The sequence below is a fragment of the Georgenia sp. Marseille-Q6866 genome (assembly GCF_965111665.1).
Window position 1 is genome coordinate 47,203 of the sequence record NZ_CBCOOR010000002.1, and the last position, 20,744, is coordinate 67,946.

The 20,744-nt window shown below is 71.4% G+C and carries 18 protein-coding genes; 17 read left to right on the forward strand and 1 reads right to left on the reverse strand.

What is annotated here, in order from left to right; all coding sequences use genetic code 11:
- The first annotated feature begins 44 nt into the window (after nucleotides 1–44).
- The 7 genes from rpsA (at nucleotide 45) to ACWPXV_RS02160 (ending at nucleotide 7,633) form a co-directional block, all read left to right on the forward strand.
- Complete coding sequence (gene rpsA / locus ACWPXV_RS02130) at nucleotides 45–1,547, forward strand: 30S ribosomal protein S1 (protein ID WP_251838411.1); 1,503 nt, start codon at nucleotides 45–47, stop codon at nucleotides 1,545–1,547.
- A gap of 70 nt (nucleotides 1,548–1,617) precedes the next feature.
- Nucleotides 1,618–2,232: a pyroglutamyl-peptidase I family protein gene (locus ACWPXV_RS02135; protein ID WP_454083674.1), complete on the forward strand. Its 615-nt coding sequence runs from the start codon at nucleotides 1,618–1,620 to the stop codon at nucleotides 2,230–2,232.
- A 1-nt stretch (nucleotide 2,233) separates the two neighbouring features.
- Nucleotides 2,234–2,839: a dephospho-CoA kinase gene (gene coaE, locus ACWPXV_RS02140; RefSeq protein WP_454083675.1), complete on the forward strand. Its 606-nt coding sequence runs from the start codon at nucleotides 2,234–2,236 to the stop codon at nucleotides 2,837–2,839.
- 40 nt (nucleotides 2,840–2,879) lie between these two features.
- Nucleotides 2,880–3,233, forward strand: coding sequence for a PadR family transcriptional regulator (locus ACWPXV_RS02145; protein WP_454083676.1), 354 nt, complete (start codon nucleotides 2,880–2,882; stop codon nucleotides 3,231–3,233).
- Nucleotides 3,226–4,269 carry a hypothetical protein gene (locus ACWPXV_RS02150; RefSeq protein ID WP_454083677.1) on the forward strand — a complete coding sequence of 348 codons (1,044 nt, stop codon included), beginning with the start codon at nucleotides 3,226–3,228 and terminating at the stop codon, nucleotides 4,267–4,269. The genes ACWPXV_RS02145 and ACWPXV_RS02150 overlap by 8 nt, the downstream gene beginning before the upstream one ends.
- Nucleotides 4,270–4,331: 62 nt before the next feature.
- Nucleotides 4,332–6,425 carry an excinuclease ABC subunit UvrB gene (gene uvrB, locus ACWPXV_RS02155; RefSeq protein WP_454083678.1) on the forward strand — a complete coding sequence of 698 codons (2,094 nt, stop codon included), beginning with the start codon at nucleotides 4,332–4,334 and terminating at the stop codon, nucleotides 6,423–6,425.
- A gap of 203 nt (nucleotides 6,426–6,628) precedes the next feature.
- Nucleotides 6,629–7,633: a TerC family protein gene (locus ACWPXV_RS02160; RefSeq protein WP_454083679.1), complete on the forward strand. Its 1,005-nt coding sequence runs from the start codon at nucleotides 6,629–6,631 to the stop codon at nucleotides 7,631–7,633.
- A 49-nt stretch (nucleotides 7,634–7,682) separates the two neighbouring features.
- Here the strand turns inward: ACWPXV_RS02160 and ACWPXV_RS02165 are convergent, their stop codons facing one another.
- Nucleotides 7,683–8,324 carry an MBL fold metallo-hydrolase gene (locus ACWPXV_RS02165; RefSeq protein ID WP_454083680.1) on the reverse strand — a complete coding sequence of 214 codons (642 nt, stop codon included), beginning with the start codon at nucleotides 8,322–8,324 and terminating at the stop codon, nucleotides 7,683–7,685.
- An 84-nt stretch (nucleotides 8,325–8,408) separates the two neighbouring features.
- Here ACWPXV_RS02165 and uvrA point away from each other — a divergent pair, with 84 nt between their 5' ends.
- The 10 genes from uvrA to secG all read left to right on the forward strand — a co-directional run bounded on the left by uvrA (nucleotide 8,409) and on the right by secG (nucleotide 20,731).
- A complete protein-coding gene (gene uvrA / locus ACWPXV_RS02170; protein ID WP_454083681.1) occupies nucleotides 8,409–11,249 on the forward strand; it encodes an excinuclease ABC subunit UvrA in 2,841 nt (946 codons plus the stop codon).
- A gap of 47 nt (nucleotides 11,250–11,296) precedes the next feature.
- A complete protein-coding gene (locus ACWPXV_RS02175; RefSeq protein WP_454083682.1) occupies nucleotides 11,297–11,782 on the forward strand; it encodes an OsmC family protein in 486 nt (161 codons plus the stop codon).
- Between the two features lie 5 nt (nucleotides 11,783–11,787).
- Nucleotides 11,788–13,986: an excinuclease ABC subunit UvrC gene (gene uvrC, locus ACWPXV_RS02180; RefSeq protein WP_454083683.1), complete on the forward strand. Its 2,199-nt coding sequence runs from the start codon at nucleotides 11,788–11,790 to the stop codon at nucleotides 13,984–13,986.
- Nucleotides 13,987–13,990: 4 nt separating this feature from the next.
- Nucleotides 13,991–14,959, forward strand: coding sequence for an RNase adapter RapZ (gene rapZ / locus ACWPXV_RS02185; RefSeq protein ID WP_454083684.1), 969 nt, complete (start codon nucleotides 13,991–13,993; stop codon nucleotides 14,957–14,959).
- The gene (locus tag ACWPXV_RS02190) at nucleotides 14,956–15,954 is read left to right on the forward strand and encodes a gluconeogenesis factor YvcK family protein (RefSeq protein ID WP_454083685.1); all 999 of its coding nucleotides are present in this window, start codon (nucleotides 14,956–14,958) and stop codon (nucleotides 15,952–15,954) included. The genes rapZ and ACWPXV_RS02190 overlap by 4 nt, the downstream gene beginning before the upstream one ends.
- Before the next feature lie 91 nt (nucleotides 15,955–16,045).
- A complete protein-coding gene (whiA, locus tag ACWPXV_RS02195) occupies nucleotides 16,046–17,026 on the forward strand; it encodes a DNA-binding protein WhiA (protein WP_454083686.1) in 981 nt (326 codons plus the stop codon).
- A gap of 225 nt (nucleotides 17,027–17,251) precedes the next feature.
- The gene (gene gap, locus ACWPXV_RS02200) at nucleotides 17,252–18,259 is read left to right on the forward strand and encodes a type I glyceraldehyde-3-phosphate dehydrogenase (protein ID WP_454083687.1); all 1,008 of its coding nucleotides are present in this window, start codon (nucleotides 17,252–17,254) and stop codon (nucleotides 18,257–18,259) included.
- A 96-nt stretch (nucleotides 18,260–18,355) separates the two neighbouring features.
- Complete coding sequence (locus tag ACWPXV_RS02205) at nucleotides 18,356–19,546, forward strand: phosphoglycerate kinase (protein ID WP_454083688.1); 1,191 nt, start codon at nucleotides 18,356–18,358, stop codon at nucleotides 19,544–19,546.
- Nucleotides 19,547–19,550: 4 nt separating this feature from the next.
- Nucleotides 19,551–20,336 carry a triose-phosphate isomerase gene (gene tpiA / locus ACWPXV_RS02210; RefSeq protein ID WP_454083689.1) on the forward strand — a complete coding sequence of 262 codons (786 nt, stop codon included), beginning with the start codon at nucleotides 19,551–19,553 and terminating at the stop codon, nucleotides 20,334–20,336.
- A gap of 152 nt (nucleotides 20,337–20,488) precedes the next feature.
- A complete protein-coding gene (gene secG, locus ACWPXV_RS02215; RefSeq protein ID WP_454083690.1) occupies nucleotides 20,489–20,731 on the forward strand; it encodes a preprotein translocase subunit SecG in 243 nt (80 codons plus the stop codon).
- Nucleotides 20,732–20,744: the final 13 nt, after the last annotated feature.

The window sequence follows — 20,744 nt, forward strand, 5'->3', positions numbered from 1 at the left end:
CCATATCCGCACTATTCCCTGTCCGCATCGGAGTCCGTAACTCAATGACCATCACTACGCCCACTCAGCCGACTGCCCCGCAGGTCGCGATCAACGACATCGGGTCGGCCGAGGAGCTCCTCGCCGCTATCGACGAGACCATCAAGTACTTCAACGATGGAGACATCGTCGAGGGCACCGTCGTCAAGGTCGACCGGGACGAGGTCCTCCTCGACATCGGTTACAAGACCGAGGGCGTCATCCTCTCCCGCGAGCTGTCGATCAAGCACGACGTCGACCCCGACGAGGTCGTCTCCGTCGGTGACCAGATCGAGGCGCTCGTCCTCCAGAAGGAGGACAAGGAGGGCCGGCTTCTCCTGTCCAAGAAGCGCGCGCAGTACGAGCGGGCCTGGGGCACGATCGAGAAGATCAAGGAGGAGGACGGCGTCGTCACCGGCACCGTCATCGAGGTCGTCAAGGGTGGCCTCATCCTCGACATCGGCCTGCGTGGCTTCCTCCCCGCCTCGCTCGTCGAGATGCGCCGCGTGCGCGACCTGCAGCCCTACGTGGGCAAGGAGCTCGAGGCCAAGATCATCGAGCTCGACAAGAACCGCAACAACGTCGTGCTCTCGCGTCGTGCGTGGCTCGAGCAGACCCAGTCCGAGGTCCGCTCCACCTTCCTGCAGACCCTGCAGAAGGGCCAGGTCCGCCAGGGCGTCGTGTCCTCGATCGTCAACTTCGGTGCGTTCGTCGACCTCGGCGGCGTCGACGGTCTCGTCCACGTCTCCGAGCTGTCCTGGAAGCACATCGACCACCCGAGCGAGATCGTCGAGGTCGGCCAGGAGGTCACCGTCGAGGTCCTCGACGTCGACATGGACCGCGAGCGTGTCTCCCTGTCGCTGAAGGCGACGCAGGAGGACCCGTGGCAGGCCTTCGCCCGCACCCACGCGATCGGGCAGGTCGTCCCCGGAAAGGTCACCAAGCTCGTCCCCTTCGGCGCCTTCGTGCGTGTCGAGGACGGCATCGAGGGCCTCGTCCACATCTCCGAGCTGGCCGTGCGCCACGTCGAGGTGCCCGAGCAGGTCGCGAAGGTCGGTGACGAGGTCTTCGTCAAGGTCATCGACATCGACCTCGAGCGTCGCCGGATCTCGCTGTCCCTCAAGCAGGCCAACGAGGGCGTCGACCCGAGCAGCGACGACTTCGACCCGTCGCTCTACGGCATGGCCGCGGAGTACGACGAGCAGGGGAACTACAAGTACCCCGAGGGCTTCGACCCGGAGACCAACGAGTGGCTCGAGGGCTACGACACCCAGCGCGAGGCCTGGGAGGCGCAGTACGCCGAGGCCCACTCCCGCTGGGAGGCCCACAAGCAGCAGGTCGCCGCTGCGATGGAGGCCGACGTCGAGGCGTCGACCACCACGAGCTCCAGCTCGAGCTCCAGCTCCAGCAGCTCCTCTGCCGGCGCCGGTTCGGCCACGTCCTACACCTCGGCCCCGGTCGAGGCGGCAGGCACGCTGGCCTCTGACGAGGCGCTCGCCGCGCTTCGTGAGAAGCTCACCGGTAACTGACCCGAGCAACCAGCGGCCCGCCACCCGAGAGGGTGGCGGGCCGCTGGCCTGTTGTCGTTAGGCTCGGCCGGTGCGCACCGTCCTCGTCACCGGCTTCGGCCCCTTCTCCGACCATGCGGACAACCCCTCCGCCCTCGCGGTCGACGCCCTCGCCCGCGAGTGGTCGGCGCCCGACGGCGTCACGATCGTCACCGAGACCCTGCCCGTCTCCTTCGCCCGCGCCACCGAGCGCGTCGCGGCCCTCGTCGCCGAGCACCGGCCCGCCGTCGTCCTCGGCGTCGGGCTCGCCGCGGGGCGGGACAAGATCTCCCTCGAGCGGGTGGCCCTCAACCTCCTCGACGCCCGCATCCCCGACGTCGACGGCGCCCAGCCGGTCGACGTCCCGGTCCTGCCGGGGGAGCCGCTCGCACGCCCCACGACGCTGCCCGTCAAGGCGGCCCTCGCGGCCGTGCGGGCCGCCGGGCTGCCGGCCGAGCTGTCCCTCTCCGCGGGCTCCTACGTCTGCAACGCCGTCATGTACGCCGCCCTGGCGGCCGTGCCCGACGGCGTACCCGCCGGCTTCGTCCACGTCCCGGCCGCCGACGTCGTCCCGGTCGCCGACGTCGTCACCGCCCTCGGCCTCGTGCTCGACACCGTGCTTGCCGACCCGGTGGACGTCGTCGTCCCCGGCGGACGGGAGGACTGAGGTGCTCCGTCTCGGTCTCACCGGAGGCATCGGCGCCGGTAAGTCGACGGTGGCCCGCGAGCTCGAGCGGCTTGGCGCCGTCGTCGTCGACGCCGACGCGATCGCCCGCGAGGTCGTCGCGACCGGCACGCCCGGGCTGGCCGCGGTCGTCGCGGAGTTCGGGGAGGAGGTCCTCACCGCGGACGGCGCCCTCGACCGCGCGGCGCTCGGGCGGGTGGTCTTCGCCGACCCGGCCGCGCGCGCCCGTCTCGAGGAGATCACCCACCCGCTCATCGCCGCGGAGACGGCGCGCCGGGTGGTCGACCTGTCGCCGGGAACCGTCGTCGTGCACGACGTCCCGCTCATCGTCGAGCGCGGGCTGGCCGACCGCTACGACCTCGTCGCCGTCGTCGGTGCCGACGAGGACGTGCGCCTGGAACGGCTGGTCCGCGACCGGGGCATGTCCCGCGAGGACGCGCTCGCCCGGATCGGTGCCCAGGCCACCGACGCCGAACGGCGGGCCGTCGCCGACGTCTGGCTCGACAACTCCGGCAGCCCCGCGGAGCTGCTCGCGCAGGTGCGCCGGCTGTGGGAGGAGCGCCTCCTGCCCGAGGCGCGACGGCGATAGGTCTTGTCGGCCTACCTAGGTACGTGTTGTACTTAGAAACGTGACCGACGCATCCGAGCCTCGCTGGCCCGCACCGTGGGTGCGCGCCGCGCTCCCGACGGCGGTGCTCGCCTCGCTGGAGGACGGCACCCTGCACGGCTACGCCATCGCGCAGCGGCTCGCCACGCAGGGTCTGGGACGTCCGCGCGGCGGCTCGCTCTACCCGCTGCTGAGCGCGCTCGAGGCGGACGGGGCGGTCACGGCCTCCTGGGACCAGGGGGAGAGCGGCCCCGGCCGCCGCAGCTATGCCCTCACCGCCAGGGGAGCCGAACGGCTCGCGCAGGAGCGCGCGGCCTGGGCTGCCCTCACCGACGCACTGAGCCGACCCCGCCTCCGGGAGGACCACCATGGCTGACACCGTTCTCGACCTCGCCGACGACTTCCTCACCGCCCGCGGTGTGCCCGACGACGTCGAGTGGGCGCGCACCGCGGCCGCCCGGCTCGTCCTCGAGGACGTCCGTCCCGACCTCGCCCGGCGCGGGCTCACCGCGGCCCGGGAGCAGGTCGCCGCGACCGGGGAGTCCCCTGCGGACCTCTTCGGAGACCCGGTCGAGTGGGTCCGCGAGCAGCGGGAGGCCTGGCGCGAGGACGGCGAGGCCGTGACCGATCCGCCGCGGGCCACGCCGGCGCGCGAGCTCGCGATGGTGAGCCTGCTCGGCGCGGCCTGGATCGCCGTCCTCATCCTCGTCGTCTCCCTCGTCCAGCGGGAGTGGCGGCAGACCTACACGTGGCCGCTCCTCCTCGCGCCGCTCCTCCTCGCGACGGTGGGGCAGCTCGTCAGCGCGGTCTACGAGCGCGTCGGGCGGGCGCGGTCCCAGCGCGCCGCGGTGGTGGCCGCCGGCCTCGTCCTCGTCCCGGCCGCAGTGGTCCTCGCCCTCTTCTTCCTCGGCACGAAGGACGCCGTCGTCGTCGAGGCCAGCTCGCTGTGGCTCCTCGTGTCCGCGGCCGTGCACGTCGCCCTCTGCGTCCTCCTCGCCCGCCTGTGGCCCGCGCCGGTGCCCCGGACCGCGGTGGCGGAGCCGGGCGACGCCGGCTGGCTCGCCGAGCTCGGCGCCACGCTTCGGCAGCGCGGTGACATGACCGACCGGCGGGTGGAGCAGATCCTCGCGGAGACCCGTGCCCACGCGGAGGACGCCGGCGCCCCTGTCGCTGCCGAGTTCGGGCCGGCCGCCGAGTACGCCGCCCGCTTCCCGGCGGACGAGCCGGTCGCCGCCCGGCGCCGTGCCTGGTTCTTCAGCGTCCTGTCCGTCGTCCCGGCCGTACTGCTCGTCGGCTACACCCTCGAGGAGGGGTGGCGGTGGGGCTCCCCGCACCTGTCCGCCCTGCTGTGGCTGCTGCTCGCCGGTGGCACCGCCGTGGCGAGCTGGCGCCGGGTGCTGCGCTCCCGCTGAGCGGCGTCCGCCCCTCGCGAAGTCGCCCCGCCGATGTCGGTGGCCCGACGTACCGTAATGCCATGCGTCCCGTCACCGACCTCCAGCGATCCGTCGCGCCGATCGAGGTCGTCTCGGAGTACACCCCCTCCGGCGACCAGCCCACTGCCATCGCCGAGCTCGCCGAGCGACTGAGGGCGGGGGAGAAGGACATCGTCCTCCTCGGCGCCACCGGTACCGGCAAGTCGGCGACGACGGCGTGGCTCGTCGAGCAGGTGCAGCGCCCCACGCTCGTCATGGCACCGAACAAGACCCTCGCGGCGCAGCTCGCCACCGAGTTTCGCGAGCTGCTGCCCAACAACGCTGTCGAGTACTTCGTCTCCTACTACGACTACTACCAGCCCGAGGCCTACATCCCGAGCTCGGACACCTTCATCGAGAAGGACTCCTCGATCAACGACGAGGTCGAGCGGCTGCGCCACTCGGCGACGAACAACCTCCTCACCCGTCGGGACGTCGTCGTCGTCGCGTCCGTCTCGTGCATCTACGGCCTGGGCACACCCCAGGAGTACGTCGACCGGATGGTCCAGCTCAAGGTCGGCGACACCATGGAGCGCGACGACCTCCTGCGCCGCTTCGTCCAGATGCAGTACACCCGCAACGACCTCGCCTTCACGCGCGGCACCTTCCGGGTCCGGGGGGACACGATCGAGATCATCCCGGTGTACGAGGAGCTCGCGATCCGGATCGAGATGTTCGGTGACGAGATCGACGCGCTCTACACCCTGCACCCGCTCACGGGGGAGGTCGTGCGGCGGGAGGAGTCGATCCACCTCTTCCCGGCCAGCCACTACGTCGCCGGCCCGGAGCGGATGGAGCGGGCGATCGCGACCATCGAGCACGAGCTCGCCGAGCGGCTGGAGGAGCTCGAGTCCCAGAACAAGCTTCTCGAGGCGCAGCGGCTGCGCATGCGCACCACCTATGACATCGAGATGATGCGCCAGATCGGCACGTGCTCGGGGATCGAGAACTACTCCCGGCACATCGACGGCCGTGGCCCGGGCACTGCGCCGCACACGCTCCTCGACTACTTCCCGGAGGACTTCCTCCTCGTCATCGACGAGTCGCACGTGACGGTCCCGCAGATCGGCGCGATGTACGAGGGCGACATGTCCCGGAAGCGCACGCTCGTCGAGCACGGCTTCCGGCTGCCCAGCGCCATGGACAACCGGCCGCTGCGGTGGGAGGAGTTCCTCGAGCGCATCGGCCAGACCGTCTACCTGTCCGCGACTCCGGGCAGCTACGAGCTGTCCCAGTCCGACGGCGTCGTCGAGCAGATCATCCGGCCCACCGGCCTGGTCGACCCGCAGGTCGTCGTCAAGCCGACCCAGGGCCAGATCGACGACCTCCTCGGGGAGATCCGCGCGCGCACCGAGCGCGACGAGCGCGTCCTCGTGACGACGCTGACGAAGAAGATGGCCGAGGACCTCACCGACTACCTCCTCGAGCGGGGCGTCAAGGTGCAGTACCTCCACTCCGAGGTGGACACCCTGCGCCGGGTGGAGCTGCTGCGCGAGCTGCGCCTGGGCGTCGTCGACGTCCTCGTCGGCATCAACCTCCTGCGCGAGGGCCTGGACCTGCCCGAGGTCTCCCTCGTCGCGATCCTCGACGCCGACAAGCAGGGCTTCCTCCGCTCGGCGACCTCCCTCATCCAGACGATCGGCCGCGCGGCCCGCAACGTCTCCGGCGAGGTCCACATGTACGCGGACTCGATCACCGCCGCGATGGCCGAGGCCATCGAGGAGACCACCCGGCGCCGCGAGAAGCAGGTCGCCTACAACGAGGAGCACGGGATCGACCCGACCCCGCTGCGCAAGCGGATCGCGGACGTCACCGACATGCTCGCGCGTGAGTCCATCGACACCGCCGAGCTCCTCGAGGGCGGCTACCGCAAGGCGGGCAAGGGCCCCAGCTCCAAGGACAAGCAGGTCACCGGCTCGGCCCTGCGCGACCGCCTGGGCACCGCCGCCGCGAGCGACCTCGCCGACCTCATCCACCAGCTCGACCAGCAGATGCGCGGCGCTGCGGAGGAGCTCCAGTTCGAGCTCGCGGCCCGGCTGCGGGACGAGATCGGCGACCTCAAGAAGGAGCTGCGCCAGATGCAGGCGGCCCAGTGACGCCACTCACCGGGCGGCTGCGTGCCGGGGTGCCCGACTTGTCGTAGGGTCGTCCGGCGGAGGGGAGTATTCCCCAACGGTGGTGTCGTCATCACAGCGGGTCCATGCCCGCTCGGTGCCACCGGCGCACGACGTCGGACCCACCGGCGACCCGTGCGCGGAAGAGACCTCCGGTACCTCGACACCTACGTACCGGAGGCACTGTGGACGTCCACGCCATTGCCTGGATCGCCCTCTTCGCGGTCATCGTCACGATGATCACCGTCGACATCGTCGGCCACGTCAAGACTCCCCACGCACCGACCATGCGCGAGGCCGCCTGGTGGTCGGTCGCCTACGTCGCGATGGCGCTCGTCTTCGGCGTGATCGTCTGGCTGGTCTGGGGCTCGACGTACGGCGGGGAGTACTTCGCCGGATACATCACCGAGAAGAGCCTGTCGGTCGACAACCTCTTCGTCTTCGTCATCATCATCGCGGCGTTCCGCGTCCCCCGGAACTACCAGCAGGAGGTCCTGCTGGCCGGCATCGTCATCGCGATCGTGCTGCGCGGTGTGTTCATCGCCCTGGGCTCCGCCGCGATCGACAACTTCTCCTGGGTCTTCTACATCTTCGGCGCCTTCCTCGTGTGGACGGCGATCTCCCAGGCGCGGCAGGGCGTGGAGACGGTCTCGGACGATGACGAGTACCAGGAGAACGGCTTCGTCCGCCTCGTGCGCCGCTTCGTGCCGGTCACCGAGGACTACGTGGGGGGCAAGCTCGTCACCAAAATCGACGGCAAGCGCATGATCACCCCGATGCTCCTCGCGATCCTCGCGATCGGCAGCGCCGACATCCTCTTCGCGGTCGACTCCATCCCCGCGATCTTCGGCCTCACCCAGGAGCCCTACCTCGTCTTCGCGGCCAACGCCTTCTCGCTCCTCGGCCTGCGCCAGCTGTACTTCCTCATCGACGGGCTGCTCGAGAAGCTCGTCTACCTCCACTACGGCCTGGCGGCGATCCTCGGCTTCATCGGGATCAAGCTCATCATCCACGCCCTGCACACCAACGAGCTGGGCTTCATCAACGGCGGCGAGGAGTGGCACGGCCTGCCCGAGCCGGGCATCGCCGTCTCCCTCCTGTGGATCCTCGGCGTCCTCACGGTCACGGTGCTCGCGAGCATCGCCAAGAACAAGAAGACTGCCCGGGAGGCCGACCAGGTCGACCGCTGACCTGCTCCGACGGCCCGGCCGCCACTCGGGGGCGTGCCGGGCCGTCGTGCTACCAGCCGCGCCTCCGCCACTCGGCCAGCTGCGGCCGTTCCGCCCCCAGCGTCGTCGGCAGCCCGTGGCCCGGCCACACGACGGTGTCGTCGGGGTAGACCGCGAAGAGCCGCTCCTCGACGTCGTCGAGCAGGCTGGTGAAGTCGGCGGGGCTCGTCGTCCTGCCCACCCCACCGGGGAACAGGCTGTCGCCGGTGACGAGGTGCACGCGCCCGGGCTGGGGTGCGTCGTCGGGCTCGGTGAGGGCGAGGGCCACCGACCCCGGCGTGTGGCCACGCAGGGCGATGACGTCCAGCACCAGCTCGCCGGCGGCGTCGACGGTGAGCCGGTCACCGTGGGACAGGAGGACGTCCACCGGGACCGGCAGGTCTGGTGCGTCCGGGGCTCCCGCCGCGGTGCGCGCACCCGTCGCGGCGACGACGGCGGGCAGCGCACGGTGGTGGTCCCAGTGGCCGTGGGTGGTGACGACGGTCCGCAGCGGGCCGTCGCCCAGCATCGCGAGGATCGCCTCCGCGTCGTCGGCGGCGTCGACGAGCAGCTGCTCGCCGGTCCGCGCGGTGAGGAGGTAGACGTTGTTGTCCATGGCGGAGACGGCCAGCCGCTCCAGGCTGGCGCCGCCCAGCGGGGTCAGGTCGGTCATGACCCGATCCTGCCAGCCGCGACACGCCCGTGACGTCGAACACATGTACAGGCGCCCGAGCGACAGGGCTCGTATCATCGCCGGGTGAGTGATCAGCTTCTCGTCCGTGGTGCGCGCGAGCACAACCTCCGCAACGTCGACCTCGAGCTTCCTCGCGACAGCATCGTCGTGTTCACCGGGCTCTCCGGCTCCGGCAAGTCCTCCCTCGCCTTCGACACGATCTTCGCCGAGGGCCAGCGCCGCTACGTCGAGTCGCTGTCCTCCTACGCGCGGCAGTTCCTCGGGCAGATGGACAAGCCCGACGTCGACTTCATCGAGGGCCTGAGCCCGGCCGTCGCCATCGACCAGAAGTCCACGAGCCGCAACCCGCGCTCCACGGTCGGCACGATCACCGAGATCTACGACTACCTGCGCCTCCTCTACGCGCGCGCCGGCACCCAGTACTGCCCGGTGTGCGGTGAGCGGGTGACCGCGCAGACGCCGCAGCAGATCGTCGACCGCCTGCAGGAGATGCCCGAGGGCACCCGCTTCCAGATCCTCGCGCCCGTCGTGCGCGGCCGGAAGGGCGAGTACCTCGAGCTCTTCCGTGAGCTCCAGTCCACCGGCTTCTCCCGCGCGCGGGTGGACGGCGCCGTCGTCTCCCTCGCGGAGCCGCCCACGCTGGAGAAGAAGATCAAGCACGACATCGACGTCGTCGTCGACCGTCTCGTCGTACGCGAGTCCATGCGCCAGCGCCTCACCGACTCCGTGGAGACCGCCCTGCGCCTGGCGGAGGGACTGCTCGTCGTCGAGCTCGTCGACCTCCCGGAGGACGACCCCGAGCGGGAGCGCCGCTTCTCCGAGAAGCGCGCCTGCCCCAACGACCACCCCCTGTCGCTGGAGGAGATCGAGCCGCGGACCTTCTCCTTCAACGCGCCCTACGGCGCGTGCCCGGAGTGCTCCGGCATCGGCTCCAAGCTCGAGGTCGACCCCGAGCTCATCGTCCCGGACGAGGAGCTCTCCCTCGCCGACGGCGCCGTCCAGCCGTGGGCCCGTGCGTCATCGGAGTACTTCCTGCGTCTGCTCCGCGCGCTCGGCGAGGAGCTCGGCTTCTCCGTCGACGTCCCGTGGCGCAGCCTTCCCGCCCGCGCCAAGGAGGCGGTGCTCCGCGGCAAGGACCACGAGGTCCACGTGCGGTACCGCAACCGCTGGGGCCGTGAGCGCGCCTACTCGACCGGCTTCGAGGGCGCCGTCACCTACGTCGAGCGCAAGCACGCGGAGACCGAGTCCGACTCCTCCCGGGAGCGCTACGAGGGCTACATGCGTGAGGTGGCGTGCTCGGTCTGCAAGGGCGCCCGCCTCAAGCCCGAGGTCCTCGCCGTCAAGCTCGGCGGCCTGTCCATCGCCGACCTGTGCGCGATGCCCATCGAGGACATCGCCCCCTTCCTCGACACCCTCGACCTCGGCGCCCGCGAGCGGGCCATCGCCGGCCAGGTGCTCAAGGAGATCTACGCGCGCCTCGGCTTCCTCGTCGACGTCGGCCTCACCTACCTCACCCTCGCGCGCCCGGCCGGCACCCTGTCCGGCGGGGAGGCGCAGCGGATCCGGCTCGCCACCCAGATCGGCTCCGGCCTCGTCGGCGTCCTCTACGTCCTCGACGAGCCGAGCATCGGGCTGCACCAGCGCGACAACCGCCGGCTCATCGACACCCTCGTGCGGCTGCGCGACCTCGGCAACACCCTCATCGTCGTCGAGCACGACGAGGACACGATCCGGGTCGCCGACTGGATCGTCGACATCGGCCCGGGCGCGGGGGAGCAGGGCGGCCACATCGTCCACTCCGGCCACCTGCCCGAGCTGCTGACGAACGAGGAGTCGCTCACCGGCGCCTACCTCTCCGGCCGGCGCTCCATCCCGATGCCCGCCGTCCGCCGCCCGATCGACAAGGGCCGCAAGGTGCGCGTCGTCGGGGCACGGGAGAACAACCTCAAGAACGTCACGGTCGACTTCCCCCTCGGGGCGCTCGTCGCCGTCACCGGGGTGTCCGGCTCGGGCAAGTCCAGCCTCGTCAACGGCATCCTCTACACCGTGATGGCGAACGAGCTCAACCGGGCCCGCCGCGTCCCCGGCCGCCACACCCGCGTCACCGGCCTCGAGCACCTCGACAAGGTCGTCCACGTCGACCAGAGCCCGATCGGCCGGACGCCGCGCTCCAACCCCGCCACCTACACCGGCGTGTGGGACCACGTGCGCAAGCTCTTCGCCGAGACCCCGGAGGCCAAGGTCCGCGGCTACGGCCCCGGGCGCTTCTCCTTCAACGTCAAGGGCGGGCGCTGCGAGGCGTGCAAGGGCGACGGCACGCTGAAGATCGAGATGAACTTCCTCCCGGACGTCTACGTCCCCTGCGAGGTGTGCCACGGCGCGCGGTACAACCGCGAGACCCTCGAGGTGCGCTTCAAGGGCAAGACGGTCGCCGAGGTCCTTGACATGCCGATCTCCGAGGCCGCCGAGTTCTTCTCCGCCTCGCAGAAGATCTCGCGCTACCTCAACACCCTCGTCGACGTCGGCCTCGGCTACGTGCGCCTGGGCCAGAGCGGCACGAGCCTCTCGGGCGGCGAGGCGCAGCGCGTCAAGCTCGCGTCCGAGCTCCAGCGCCGTACCAACGGGCGCAGCGCCTACGTCCTCGACGAGCCGACGACGGGCCTGCACTTCGAGGACATCCGCCGGCTCCTCGAGGTACTGCAGAACCTCGTCGACAAGGGCAACAGCGTCATCGTCATCGAGCACAACCTCGACGTCATCAAGAACGCGGACTGGGTCGTCGACATGGGCCCGGAGGGTGGCTCGGGCGGTGGCATGGTCATCGCCGAGGGCACCCCCGAGCAGGTGGCCAAGGTCGAGGCCTCGCACACCGGCCGCTTCCTCGCGGAGGTCCTGGGCCGCTGAGCGGCAAAGCCGACGTGACGGCGATCACCCCGGGCTAGGGTGGCCGCATGGGCGCACTCCACACCTACACGGTGACCGTCGACTGGACCGGCGCGGACGACACCGGGACGCGGAGCTACACCTCCTACTCCCGTGACCACGAGGTGCGCGTCGAGGGCAAGCCGACCCTGTTGGCCACCTCCGACCGCAAGGTCGCTGCCGACGTGTCCCGGTACCGCGCCGAGGAGCTCTTCGTCGGCGCGGTCTCCCAGTCCCAGATGCTGTGGTTCCTGCGCACCGCGGCGGCGCATGGCGTCGTCGTCGTCGGCTACACCGACGTCGCGACAGCGACCGAGCGCATCGAGGGCGCCAACTCCGGGCCCTTCTCCGACATCGTCCTGCGCCCGCGGGTCACCTACGCCCAGCCGATCAGCGAGGAGGCGGCCGTGCGCCTCCACGAGGACGCCCGTGTGCAGAACCACATCGCACGCTCGCTCAGCTGCCCCGTCCGGGTGCAGCCGGCGCCGCCCGCCCGGGAGGCGCACGTAGGCTGAGCGGTATGGCCGACCCGTCCACCTACCGCCCTCGTCCGTCGGAGATCCCGACGTCACCCGGCGTCTACCGCTTCCGCGACCCGCACGGCCGGGTGATCTACGTCGGCAAGGCGAAGAACCTCCGCTCGCGGCTCGGCAGCTACTTCCAGGACATCGCGAACCTCCACCCGCGCACGCGGCAGATGGTGACGACGGCCGCCTCGGTGGAGTGGACGGTCGTCGAGACCGAGGTGGCGTCCCTCGCGCTCGAGTACTCCTGGATCAAGGAGTACGACCCCCGCTTCAACATCAAGTACCGCGACGACAAGTCCTACCCCTACCTCGCGGTGACGATGTCCGAGACGGTGCCCCGCGCCACCGTGATGCGCGGCGCCCGCCGGAAGGGCAACCGCTACTTCGGGCCCTACGGCCACGCATGGGCGATCCGCGAGACGGTCGACCTCATGCTCCGCGTCTTCCCGGTGCGCACCTGCTCCAACGGCGTGTACCGGCGTGCCGAGCGCTCCGGGCGCCCCTGCCTCCTCGGCTACATCGACAAGTGCGCGGCGCCCTGCGTCGGACGGATCTCGGTGGAGGACCACCGCCGCCTCGCCGAGGACTTCTGCGCGTTCATGGGCGGCCAGACCCGCCCCTTCGTGCGCCGCCTCGAGAGCGAGATGAAGGCCGCCGCGGGCGAGCTCGACTTCGAGCGCGCGGCCCGGCTGCGCGACGACCTCGGTGCCCTCAAGCGGGTCGTGGAGAAGAACGAGGTCGTCCTGCCGGACGGCACCGACGCCGATGTCTTCGCGATGGCCTCCGACGAGCTCGAGGCCTCCGTCCAGGTGTTCCACGTCCGGGACGGACGGGTCCGCGGCCAGCGGGGCTGGGTGGTGGAGAAGGTGGAGGAGGCGACGGACGCCGAGCTCGTCGAGCGGCTCCTTCAGCAGGTCTACGGCGACCTCGGCACCGAGGCCGACGACGAGGCGGAGTCGGCCCGTACCTCTGCGGTCCCGCGGGAGGTGCTCGTGCCCGTCCTGCCCGCCGACCTGCCGCAGGTGACCGACTGGCTCAGCGGCCTGCGCGGCTCCGCCGTGTCCGTGCGGGTCCCGCAGCGTGGGGACAAGCGCGCCCTCGCCCAGACCGTGAGGCGCAACGCCGAGCACGCGCTCGTGCTCCACAAGACCCGGCGCGCGGGCGACCTCACCACCCGGTCCCAGGCGCTGGCGGACCTCGCCGAGGCCCTCGACCTCGAGGAGGCCCCCCTCCGCATCGAGTGCTACGACATCTCCCACACCCAGGGCACCCACCAGGTGGGCTCCATGGTCGTCTTCGAGGACGGCCTCCCCCGCAAGAACGCCTACCGCCGCTTCGTCGTCCGCGGCGCGGACGGCAGCGGCGCCCGGGACGACACCGAGGCGATCGCCGAGGTCCTCACCCGCCGGTTCCGCCACTACCGCTCCGCCCGCGAGGGCGCGGTCGACGACGACGGCAAGCCACTCGTGTCCGGCCCGGTCGACCCCGAGACGGGGCGTCCCACCCGCTTCGCCTACCCGCCCAACCTCGTCGTCGTCGACGGCGGGCAGCCGCAGGTGGCGGCGGCGCAGCGGGTCTTCGAGGAGCTCGGCGTCGAGGACGTCGCCCTCGTCGGCCTGGCGAAGCGCCTCGAGGAGGTGTGGCTGCCGGGGGAGGACTTCCCCCTCGTCCTGCCCCGCACCAGCCCCGGCCTCTTCCTCCTCCAGCGGCTGCGCGACGAGGCCCACCGCTTCGCCATCGCCGCCCACCGCGGGCGGCGGAGCAAGGCGATGACCCGCTCGGTCCTCGACGACGTCCCCGGCCTCGGCCCCACCCGCGCCAAGGCGCTGCTCGCCCACTTCGGGTCGGTGGCCGGCCTGCGCAAGGCGACGGCGGAGGAGATCGCCGGCGCCGTCAAGGGCGTCGGTCCGCGCACCGCGCAGGCCGTCGTCGACGCCCTCCGCACGGCGCCCACCGCACCGACCGGCCCCTCGGCGGAGGAGGTCACCGCTCCCACCGGTGCCACACCGGACGCCGCCGGGGAGGCCGTCGCCACGCCCACTGGTGCCGCACCGGATGCCGCCGGGGACGCGGTCGCCGGCACTACCGACGCCACACCGGACGCCGCCGCGGGACGGGACGCCGCGGTCGCTGCCGGGGACGGCCTCGGCGCCGAGGACGCCGACGGGGACCGGCCCGGCCTGGCATCCTAGGGGGATGAGCACCTCAGGAGGACAGGGCCCGGCCGACGGCGACGAGCGCGCACCGCAGACCGTGCCGGAGGGCATCCCACTGCTCGAGGCGGAGACGACGCCCCCGGAGTCGGACCGCCGCGAGCTCCTCATCATCACCGGGATGTCCGGGGCCGGCCGCACGCGGGTGGCCAACACCCTCGAGGACATGGACTGGTTCGTCGTCGACAACCTGCCGCCGCGGATGCTCGAGCCGCTCGCCCGGATGATGACCGCCTCCGGGGGAGGGGTGCAGCGCCTGGCAGCCGTCGTCGACGTCCGCAGCGGAGAGTTCTTCGCCGAGCTCCTCAGCATCCTCGACGAGCTCCGCGGCCACGGCCTGGAGTACCGCATCCTCTTCCTCGAGGCTGACGACGCCGAGCTCGTGCGCCGCTACGAGCAGGTCCGCCGCGCCCACCCCCTCCAGGGGGACGGCCGCATCCTCGACGGCATCGCCCAGGAGCGCGAGCTGCTCGCCGAGCTGCGCCGCCGCGCCGACTCGATCATCGACACGACAAAGTTCAGCCCCTACGACCTCGCGCGCCACATCCGCCAGCGCGTCGGGGAGGCCGGTGCCCAGCCGGTCCAGATCACCCTCGTGTCCTTCGGCTTCAAGCACGGCCTGCCGCTCGACGCGGACCACGTCGTCGACGTCCGCTTCCTGTCCAACCCGTACTGGGTGACCGAGCTGCGCCACCTGTCCGGCAAGGACGAGGCCGTCAACCGGTACGTCCTCGACCAGCCCGGCGCGCGGGAGTTCATCGACCGCTACGTCGACACCCTTGAGCCCGTGATCGCCGGCTACGAGCGCGAGCTGAAGAACAACGTGACGATCGCCGTCGGCTGCACCGGGGGACGCCACCGGTCGGTCGCCGTCTCGGAGGCGATGGGGGAGGAGCTGCGCGACCGAGGGCTGCAGGTGCGCACCCTCCACCGTGACGTGGGGCGGGAGTGACCGCGGAGCAGTGGCCCTCGGCGGGTACCCGGGGGCCGCGCGTCGTGGCTCTCGGCGGCGGGCACGGCCTGGCCGCCACCCTCGGGGCGCTGCGCCACGTGTGCAGCGCGCTCACCGCCGTCGTCACCGTCGCCGACGACGGCGGGTCCTCCGGCCGCCTGCGGCACGAGCTCGGCGCGCTGCCCCCGGGGGACCTCCGCATGGCGCTGTCCGCGCTCTGCGACGACTCCGAGTGGGGGCTCACGTGGCGTGACGTCCTCCAGCACCGCTTCAGCTCGTCCGGGCCGCTGGACGGGCACGCGCTGGGCAACCTCCTCATCGTCGCGCTGTGGGACCTGCTGGGCGACGAGGTCGCCGGCCTCGACTGGGTGGGCCGGCTGCTCGGCGCCCGCGGGCGCGTGCTGCCCATGGCCGCGGTGCCGCTCGACATCGAGGCACGCGTGCGGATGAGCGGCACGGAGCAGGAGCGGGTCGTGCGGGGCCAGTCCCGGGTGGCTGTGACGAGCGGGAACATCAGCTCGGTCCGCCTCATCCCCGAGGAGCCGCCGGCGCACCCGGAGGCGGTCCGTGCCGTCCTCGAGGCCGAGTGGGTCGTCCTCGGCCCCGGCTCCTGGTACACCTCGGTCATCCCGCACCTGCTCGTCCCCGAGCTCGCCCGCGCCCTCGCGGAGACCGACGCGCGGCGGGCCGTCACGCTCAACCTCTCGGCGCAGCCGGGGGAGACGGAGGGCATGTCGGCGGCCGACCACCTCCACACGCTCGTCGAGCACGCGCCCGACCTGCGCATCGACGTCGTCCTCGCCGACCCGGCCGCCGTCGAGGACATCGACGGCCTGCTCTCCGCGGCGCGCGGCCTGGGTGCGCGCGTGCTGCTGCGGCAGGTCCGCGCGGGCGACGGGACACCCCGCCACGATCCCCTGCGGCTGGCCGCCGCCTACCGCGACGCGTTCGACGACGTGCTGGGCGATGTGGGCGAGGCCACGGGGCCCTCGTGAGGATCGAGCGGCAGACCATGAGAAGGTGCAGGCTGGCCCCCGTGCGGGGGCCGTGGGACGAGGGAGCACGGTGAGCGGGAGGAAGTCGGCCATGTCGTTGACGGCGTCCGTCAAGGACGAGCTGGCCAGGCTGCAGGTGGACAAGATGTCCGCACGCAAGGCCGAGGTCGCAGCCACGCTCCGCTTCGCGGGCGGGCTGCACATCATCTCCGGGCGCATCGTCATCGAGGCCGAGCTCGACCTCGGCGTCGCGGCCCGGCGCCTGCGCCAGGCGATGGCGGAGATCTACGGCCACTCGAGCGACGTCGTCGTTGTCTCCGGCGGTGGCCTCAAGCGCGGCAACCGCTACGTCGTGCGCGTGGTCAAGGACGGGGAGTCCCTGGCCCGCCAGACCGGCCTGCTCGACGGCCGTGGCCGCCCCGTGCGCGGGCTCCCGCCGGGTGTCGTGTCCGGCGGCGTCGGCGAGGCCGTCGCCGCGTGGCGCGGCGCCTTCATCGCCCGCGGCTCGCTCACCGAGCCGGGCCGCTCCTCGGCCCTCGAGATCACCTGCCCCGGCCCGGAGGCCGCCCTCGCGCTCGTCGGCGCGGCGCGCCGGATGGACGTGTCCGCCAAGGCCCGCGAGGTCCGCGGCGTGGACCGCGTCGTCGTCCGCGACGGCGACGACATCTCCGCGCTCCTCGCCCGCATGGGCGCGCACGACGCCGTCCTCACCTGGGAGGAGCGGCGCACCCGCCGCGAGGTGCGCGGCACTGCCAACCGGCTGGCGAACTTCGACGACGCGAACCTGCGCCGCTCGGCCCGCGCCGCCGTCGCGGCCGGCGCCCGCGTCGAGCGCGCCTTCGAGATCCTCGGCGAGGGCGTGCCCGACCACCTGCTCCAGGCCGGCCAGCTGCGCCTCGCGCACAAGCAGGCGAGCCTCGAGGAGCTCGGCGCCCTCTCCGACCCGCCGCTCACCAAGGACGCGATCGCCGGCCGGATCCGCCGGCTGCTCGCCATGGCGGACAAGCGCGCCCACGAGCTCGGCATCGGTGACACCGAGGCGGTCCTCACCCCGGACATGTACGACCTCTGAGCTGCGGCGTGACCCTCGTCACCGCCAGGGGGGAGGGTTCGCCCAGAGCGGACAGATCGGTCGTGTCCACGTCGGACCTACGTCCCTGCGGCCCCTTTTGTCCCGGTGTAGGTTTGTAGGTGCTGGTGGCCCAGCCTCCACGGCGGGCCCGCCACAGCGCCCCTCGGGCGCTACTTCGACAGTCGACTTGTGTGTGCGCCGAGCGGCGCACTAGAGGAGGACATAGTGACCATCCGCGTCGGTATCAACGGCTTCGGCCGCATCGGCCGCAGCTTCTTCCGGGCCGCGCTCAAGAGCGGTTCGGACCTCGAGATCGTGGGCGTCAACGACCTCACCGACAACAAGACCCTCGCCCACCTCCTCAAGTACGACTCCATCATGGGCGTGCTCGACGAGGAGGTCTCGTACGACGAGGAGTCCATCACCGTCGGCGGCAGGAAGATCCACGTCTCCGCGGAGAAGGACCCGGCCCAGCTTCCCTGGGGCGACCTCGGTGTCGACATCGTCATCGAGTCCACCGGTCGCTTCGTCGACCGCGACTCCGCCAAGGCGCACCTCGACGCCGGCGCCAAGAAGGTCATCATCTCCGCGCCGGGCAAGGACGTGGACGCCACCTTCGTCATGGGTGTCAACCACACCGACTACGACGCCGAGCAGCACCACATCTTCTCCAACGCCTCCTGCACGACCAACTGCCTCGCCCCGATGGCCAAGGTCCTGCACGAGAACTTCGGCATCGTCCGTGGCCTCATGACCACGATCCACGCCTACACCGCCGACCAGAACCTCCAGGACGGCCCCCACAAGGACCTGCGCCGCGCCCGCGCCGCCGCCCTCAACATGGTGCCGACCACCACCGGTGCGGCCAAGGCCGTCTCCCTCGTGCTCCCCGAGCTCAAGGGCAAGCTGGACGGCTACGCCATGCGCGTGCCGACCCCGACCGGCTCCGCCACCGACCTCACCTTCACGGTCGAGAAGGAGGTCACCGTCGAGCAGGTCAACGCCGCGATGAAGGCCGCCGCCGAGAGCCCGGAGCTCAAGGGCATCCTCAAGTACACCGAGGACCCGATCGTCTCCCAGGACATCGTCGGTGACCCGCACACCTCGATCTTCGACGCCGGCCTCACCAAGGTGATCGGCGACCAGGTCAAGGTGCTCAGCTGGTACGACAACGAGTTCGGCTACTCCAGCTCGCTGGTCAAGCTCGCCAGCTACGTGGGCGAGCGTCTCTGAGGCTTCGCCTCCACCCAGCAGTGAACACGGACGCCCGCGTGCCGCCGAACGCGGCACGCGGGCGTTCGTGCGTCCGCACCCGACTCTAGGAGAGCCATGAAGACCATCGACACCCTGGGCGACCTGCGCGGCAAGCGCGTCCTCGTCCGCTCCGACTTCAACGTCCCGCTCGACGGCACGACCATCACCGACGACGGCCGCATCCGTGCCGCCCTGCCGACCCTCACCGCCCTGCTCGACGCCGGCGCGAAGGTCATCGTCACCGCTCACCTCGGCCGCCCCAAGGGCGCGCCGGAGCCCAAGTACTCCCTCGCGCCCGTCGCGAAGCGCCTCGGCGAGCTGCTCGGCCGCGAGGTCCTCCTCGCCGAGGACACCGTCGGTGAGGACGCCAAGGCCAAGGCCCAGTACATCGAGGAGGGCCAGGTCCTCCTCCTGGAGAACATCCGCTTCGACGCCCGCGAGACCTCCAAGGACGAGGCCGAGCGAGGCGCCCTGGCGGACGAGCTCGCGCTCCTCGCCGACTTCTTCGTCTCCGACGGCTTCGGTGTCGTCCACCGGAAGCAGGCGAGCGTCTACGACGTCGCCCAGCGCCTCCCGCACGCGGCCGGCCAGCTCGTCTTCAAGGAGATCGACTCCCTGAGCAGGGCGACCGGTGACCCGGAGCGGCCCTACGTCGTCGTCCTCGGCGGCTCGAAGGTGTCCGACAAGCTCGGTGTCATCGGCAACCTCCTCACCAAGGCCGACCGCCTCCTCATCGGCGGCGGCATGGTCTTCACCTTCCTCGCGGCCAAGGGCTACGACGTCGGCACCTCCCTCCTCGAGGAGGACCAGGTCGAGACCGTCAAGGGCTACCTGCGCGACGCGGAGGCCAACGGCGTCGAGATCGTCCTGCCCACCGACATCGTCGTGGCGCCGGAGTTCAAGGCCGATGCGCCCGCCACCGTCGTCCCGGCCGACGCCATCCCCGCCGACCAGATGGGCCTGGACATCGGCCCCGACTCCGGCCGCCTCTTCGCCGAGAAGATCGCCGACGCGAAGACGATCGTGTGGAACGGCCCCATGGGCGTCTTCGAGTTCGACGCCTTCTCCGCCGGCACCAAGGCCGTCGCCCAGGCGATGCAGGACGCCGCGGGCTTCACCATCGTCGGGGGCGGCGACTCCGCCGCCGCGGTCCGCGTGCTCGGCTTCGACGAGGACAAGTTCGACCACATCTCCACCGGTGGTGGCGCCAGCCTCGAGTACCTCGAGGGCAAGGTCCTTCCCGGCGTCGCGGTTCTGGAAGACTGAGCCCATGACCAACCGCACCCCGCTGATGGCGGGCAACTGGAAGATGAACCTCGACCACCACGAGGCCACCCACCTCGTGCAGAAGCTCGCCTGGGAGCTCAAGGACAAGGAGCACGACTACTCGGCCGTCGAGGTCGTCGTCGTGCCGCCCTTCACCGACCTGCGCTCCGTGCAGACGCTCGTGGACGGCGACAAGCTCGACGTCCGCTACGGCGCCCAGGACGTCTCCGCGCACGAGAAGGGCGCCTACACCGGCGAGATCTCCGCCGCGATGCTCGCCAAGCTCGGCGTCAGCTACGCCGTCGTCGGGCACTCCGAGCGCCGCCAGTACCACGCCGAGGACGACGCCCTCGTCGGTGCGAAGGCCAAGGCCGCCCTGGCCCACGGCATCGTCCCGATCATCTGCGTCGGTGAGGGGCTCGACGTCCGCCAGGCGGGCGACCAGGTCTCCTACACCCTCGCGCAGGTCGACGGCGCCTACGCCGGGCTCGACGCGGAGGCCGCCGCGAAGACGGTCGTCGCCTACGAGCCCGTGTGGGCCATCGGCACCGGTGAGGTCGCCACCCCGGAGGACGCGCAGGAGGTCTGCGGCGCGATCCGCGCCCGCCTCGCCGAGCTGTACAGCCAGGAGGTCGCCGACTCCGTCCGCGTCCTGTACGGCGGCTCGGTGAAGTCGGGCAACGTCGCCTCCATCATGGTCAAGGAGGACGTCGACGGCGCCCTCGTCGGAGGCGCCAGCCTCCAGGCCGAGGAGTTCGCGGCGATCGTCCGCTACCAGCAGCACGCCTGACACACCCCGCCACGGTCCCCGGACGCGATCGGCGACCGGGGGCCGTGGCGTGTCCCGGCCAAGTTGGTCCACGACGAGGCCGTCATCACTTATCCTGGTCGGGTTGCGGCTGCGCCGCCGCCCGCCCGTTCACCGAAAGGAGCCTCCGGCTCGTGGATGCCCTCCGGATCGTTCTCGAGGTGCTGCTGGTCCTCACCAGCATCTTCCTCATCCTGTCCATCCTCATGCACAAGGGGAAGGGTGGTGGCCTCTCGGACATGTTCGGTGGCGGAATCAGCTCCTCGATCGGCTCCTCCGGGGTCGCCGAGCGGAACCTCAACCGCATCACCATCGGCATCTCGCTCCTGTGGGGGACGGCAATCATCCTCCTCGGCCTCATGCAGCGTTTCGTCTGAGCGGGGAGAACCA

Coding starts and splice junctions, on each gene's coding strand:
- rpsA (WP_251838411.1), top strand. CDS start 45: ATGACCATCACTACGCCCACTCAGCCGACTGCCCCGCAGGTCGCGATC.
- ACWPXV_RS02150 (WP_454083677.1), top strand. CDS start 3,226: ATGGCTGACACCGTTCTCGACCTCGCCGACGACTTCCTCACCGCCCGC.
- uvrB (WP_454083678.1), top strand. CDS start 4,332: ATGCGTCCCGTCACCGACCTCCAGCGATCCGTCGCGCCGATCGAGGTC.
- ACWPXV_RS02165 (WP_454083680.1), bottom strand. CDS start 8,324: ATGACCGACCTGACCCCGCTGGGCGGCGCCAGCCTGGAGCGGCTGGCC.
- ACWPXV_RS02175 (WP_454083682.1), top strand. CDS start 11,297: ATGGGCGCACTCCACACCTACACGGTGACCGTCGACTGGACCGGCGCG.
- uvrC (WP_454083683.1), top strand. CDS start 11,788: ATGGCCGACCCGTCCACCTACCGCCCTCGTCCGTCGGAGATCCCGACG.
- rapZ (WP_454083684.1), top strand. CDS start 13,991: ATGAGCACCTCAGGAGGACAGGGCCCGGCCGACGGCGACGAGCGCGCA.
- whiA (WP_454083686.1), top strand. CDS start 16,046: ATGTCGTTGACGGCGTCCGTCAAGGACGAGCTGGCCAGGCTGCAGGTG.
- ACWPXV_RS02205 (WP_454083688.1), top strand. CDS start 18,356: ATGAAGACCATCGACACCCTGGGCGACCTGCGCGGCAAGCGCGTCCTC.
- tpiA (WP_454083689.1), top strand. CDS start 19,551: ATGACCAACCGCACCCCGCTGATGGCGGGCAACTGGAAGATGAACCTC.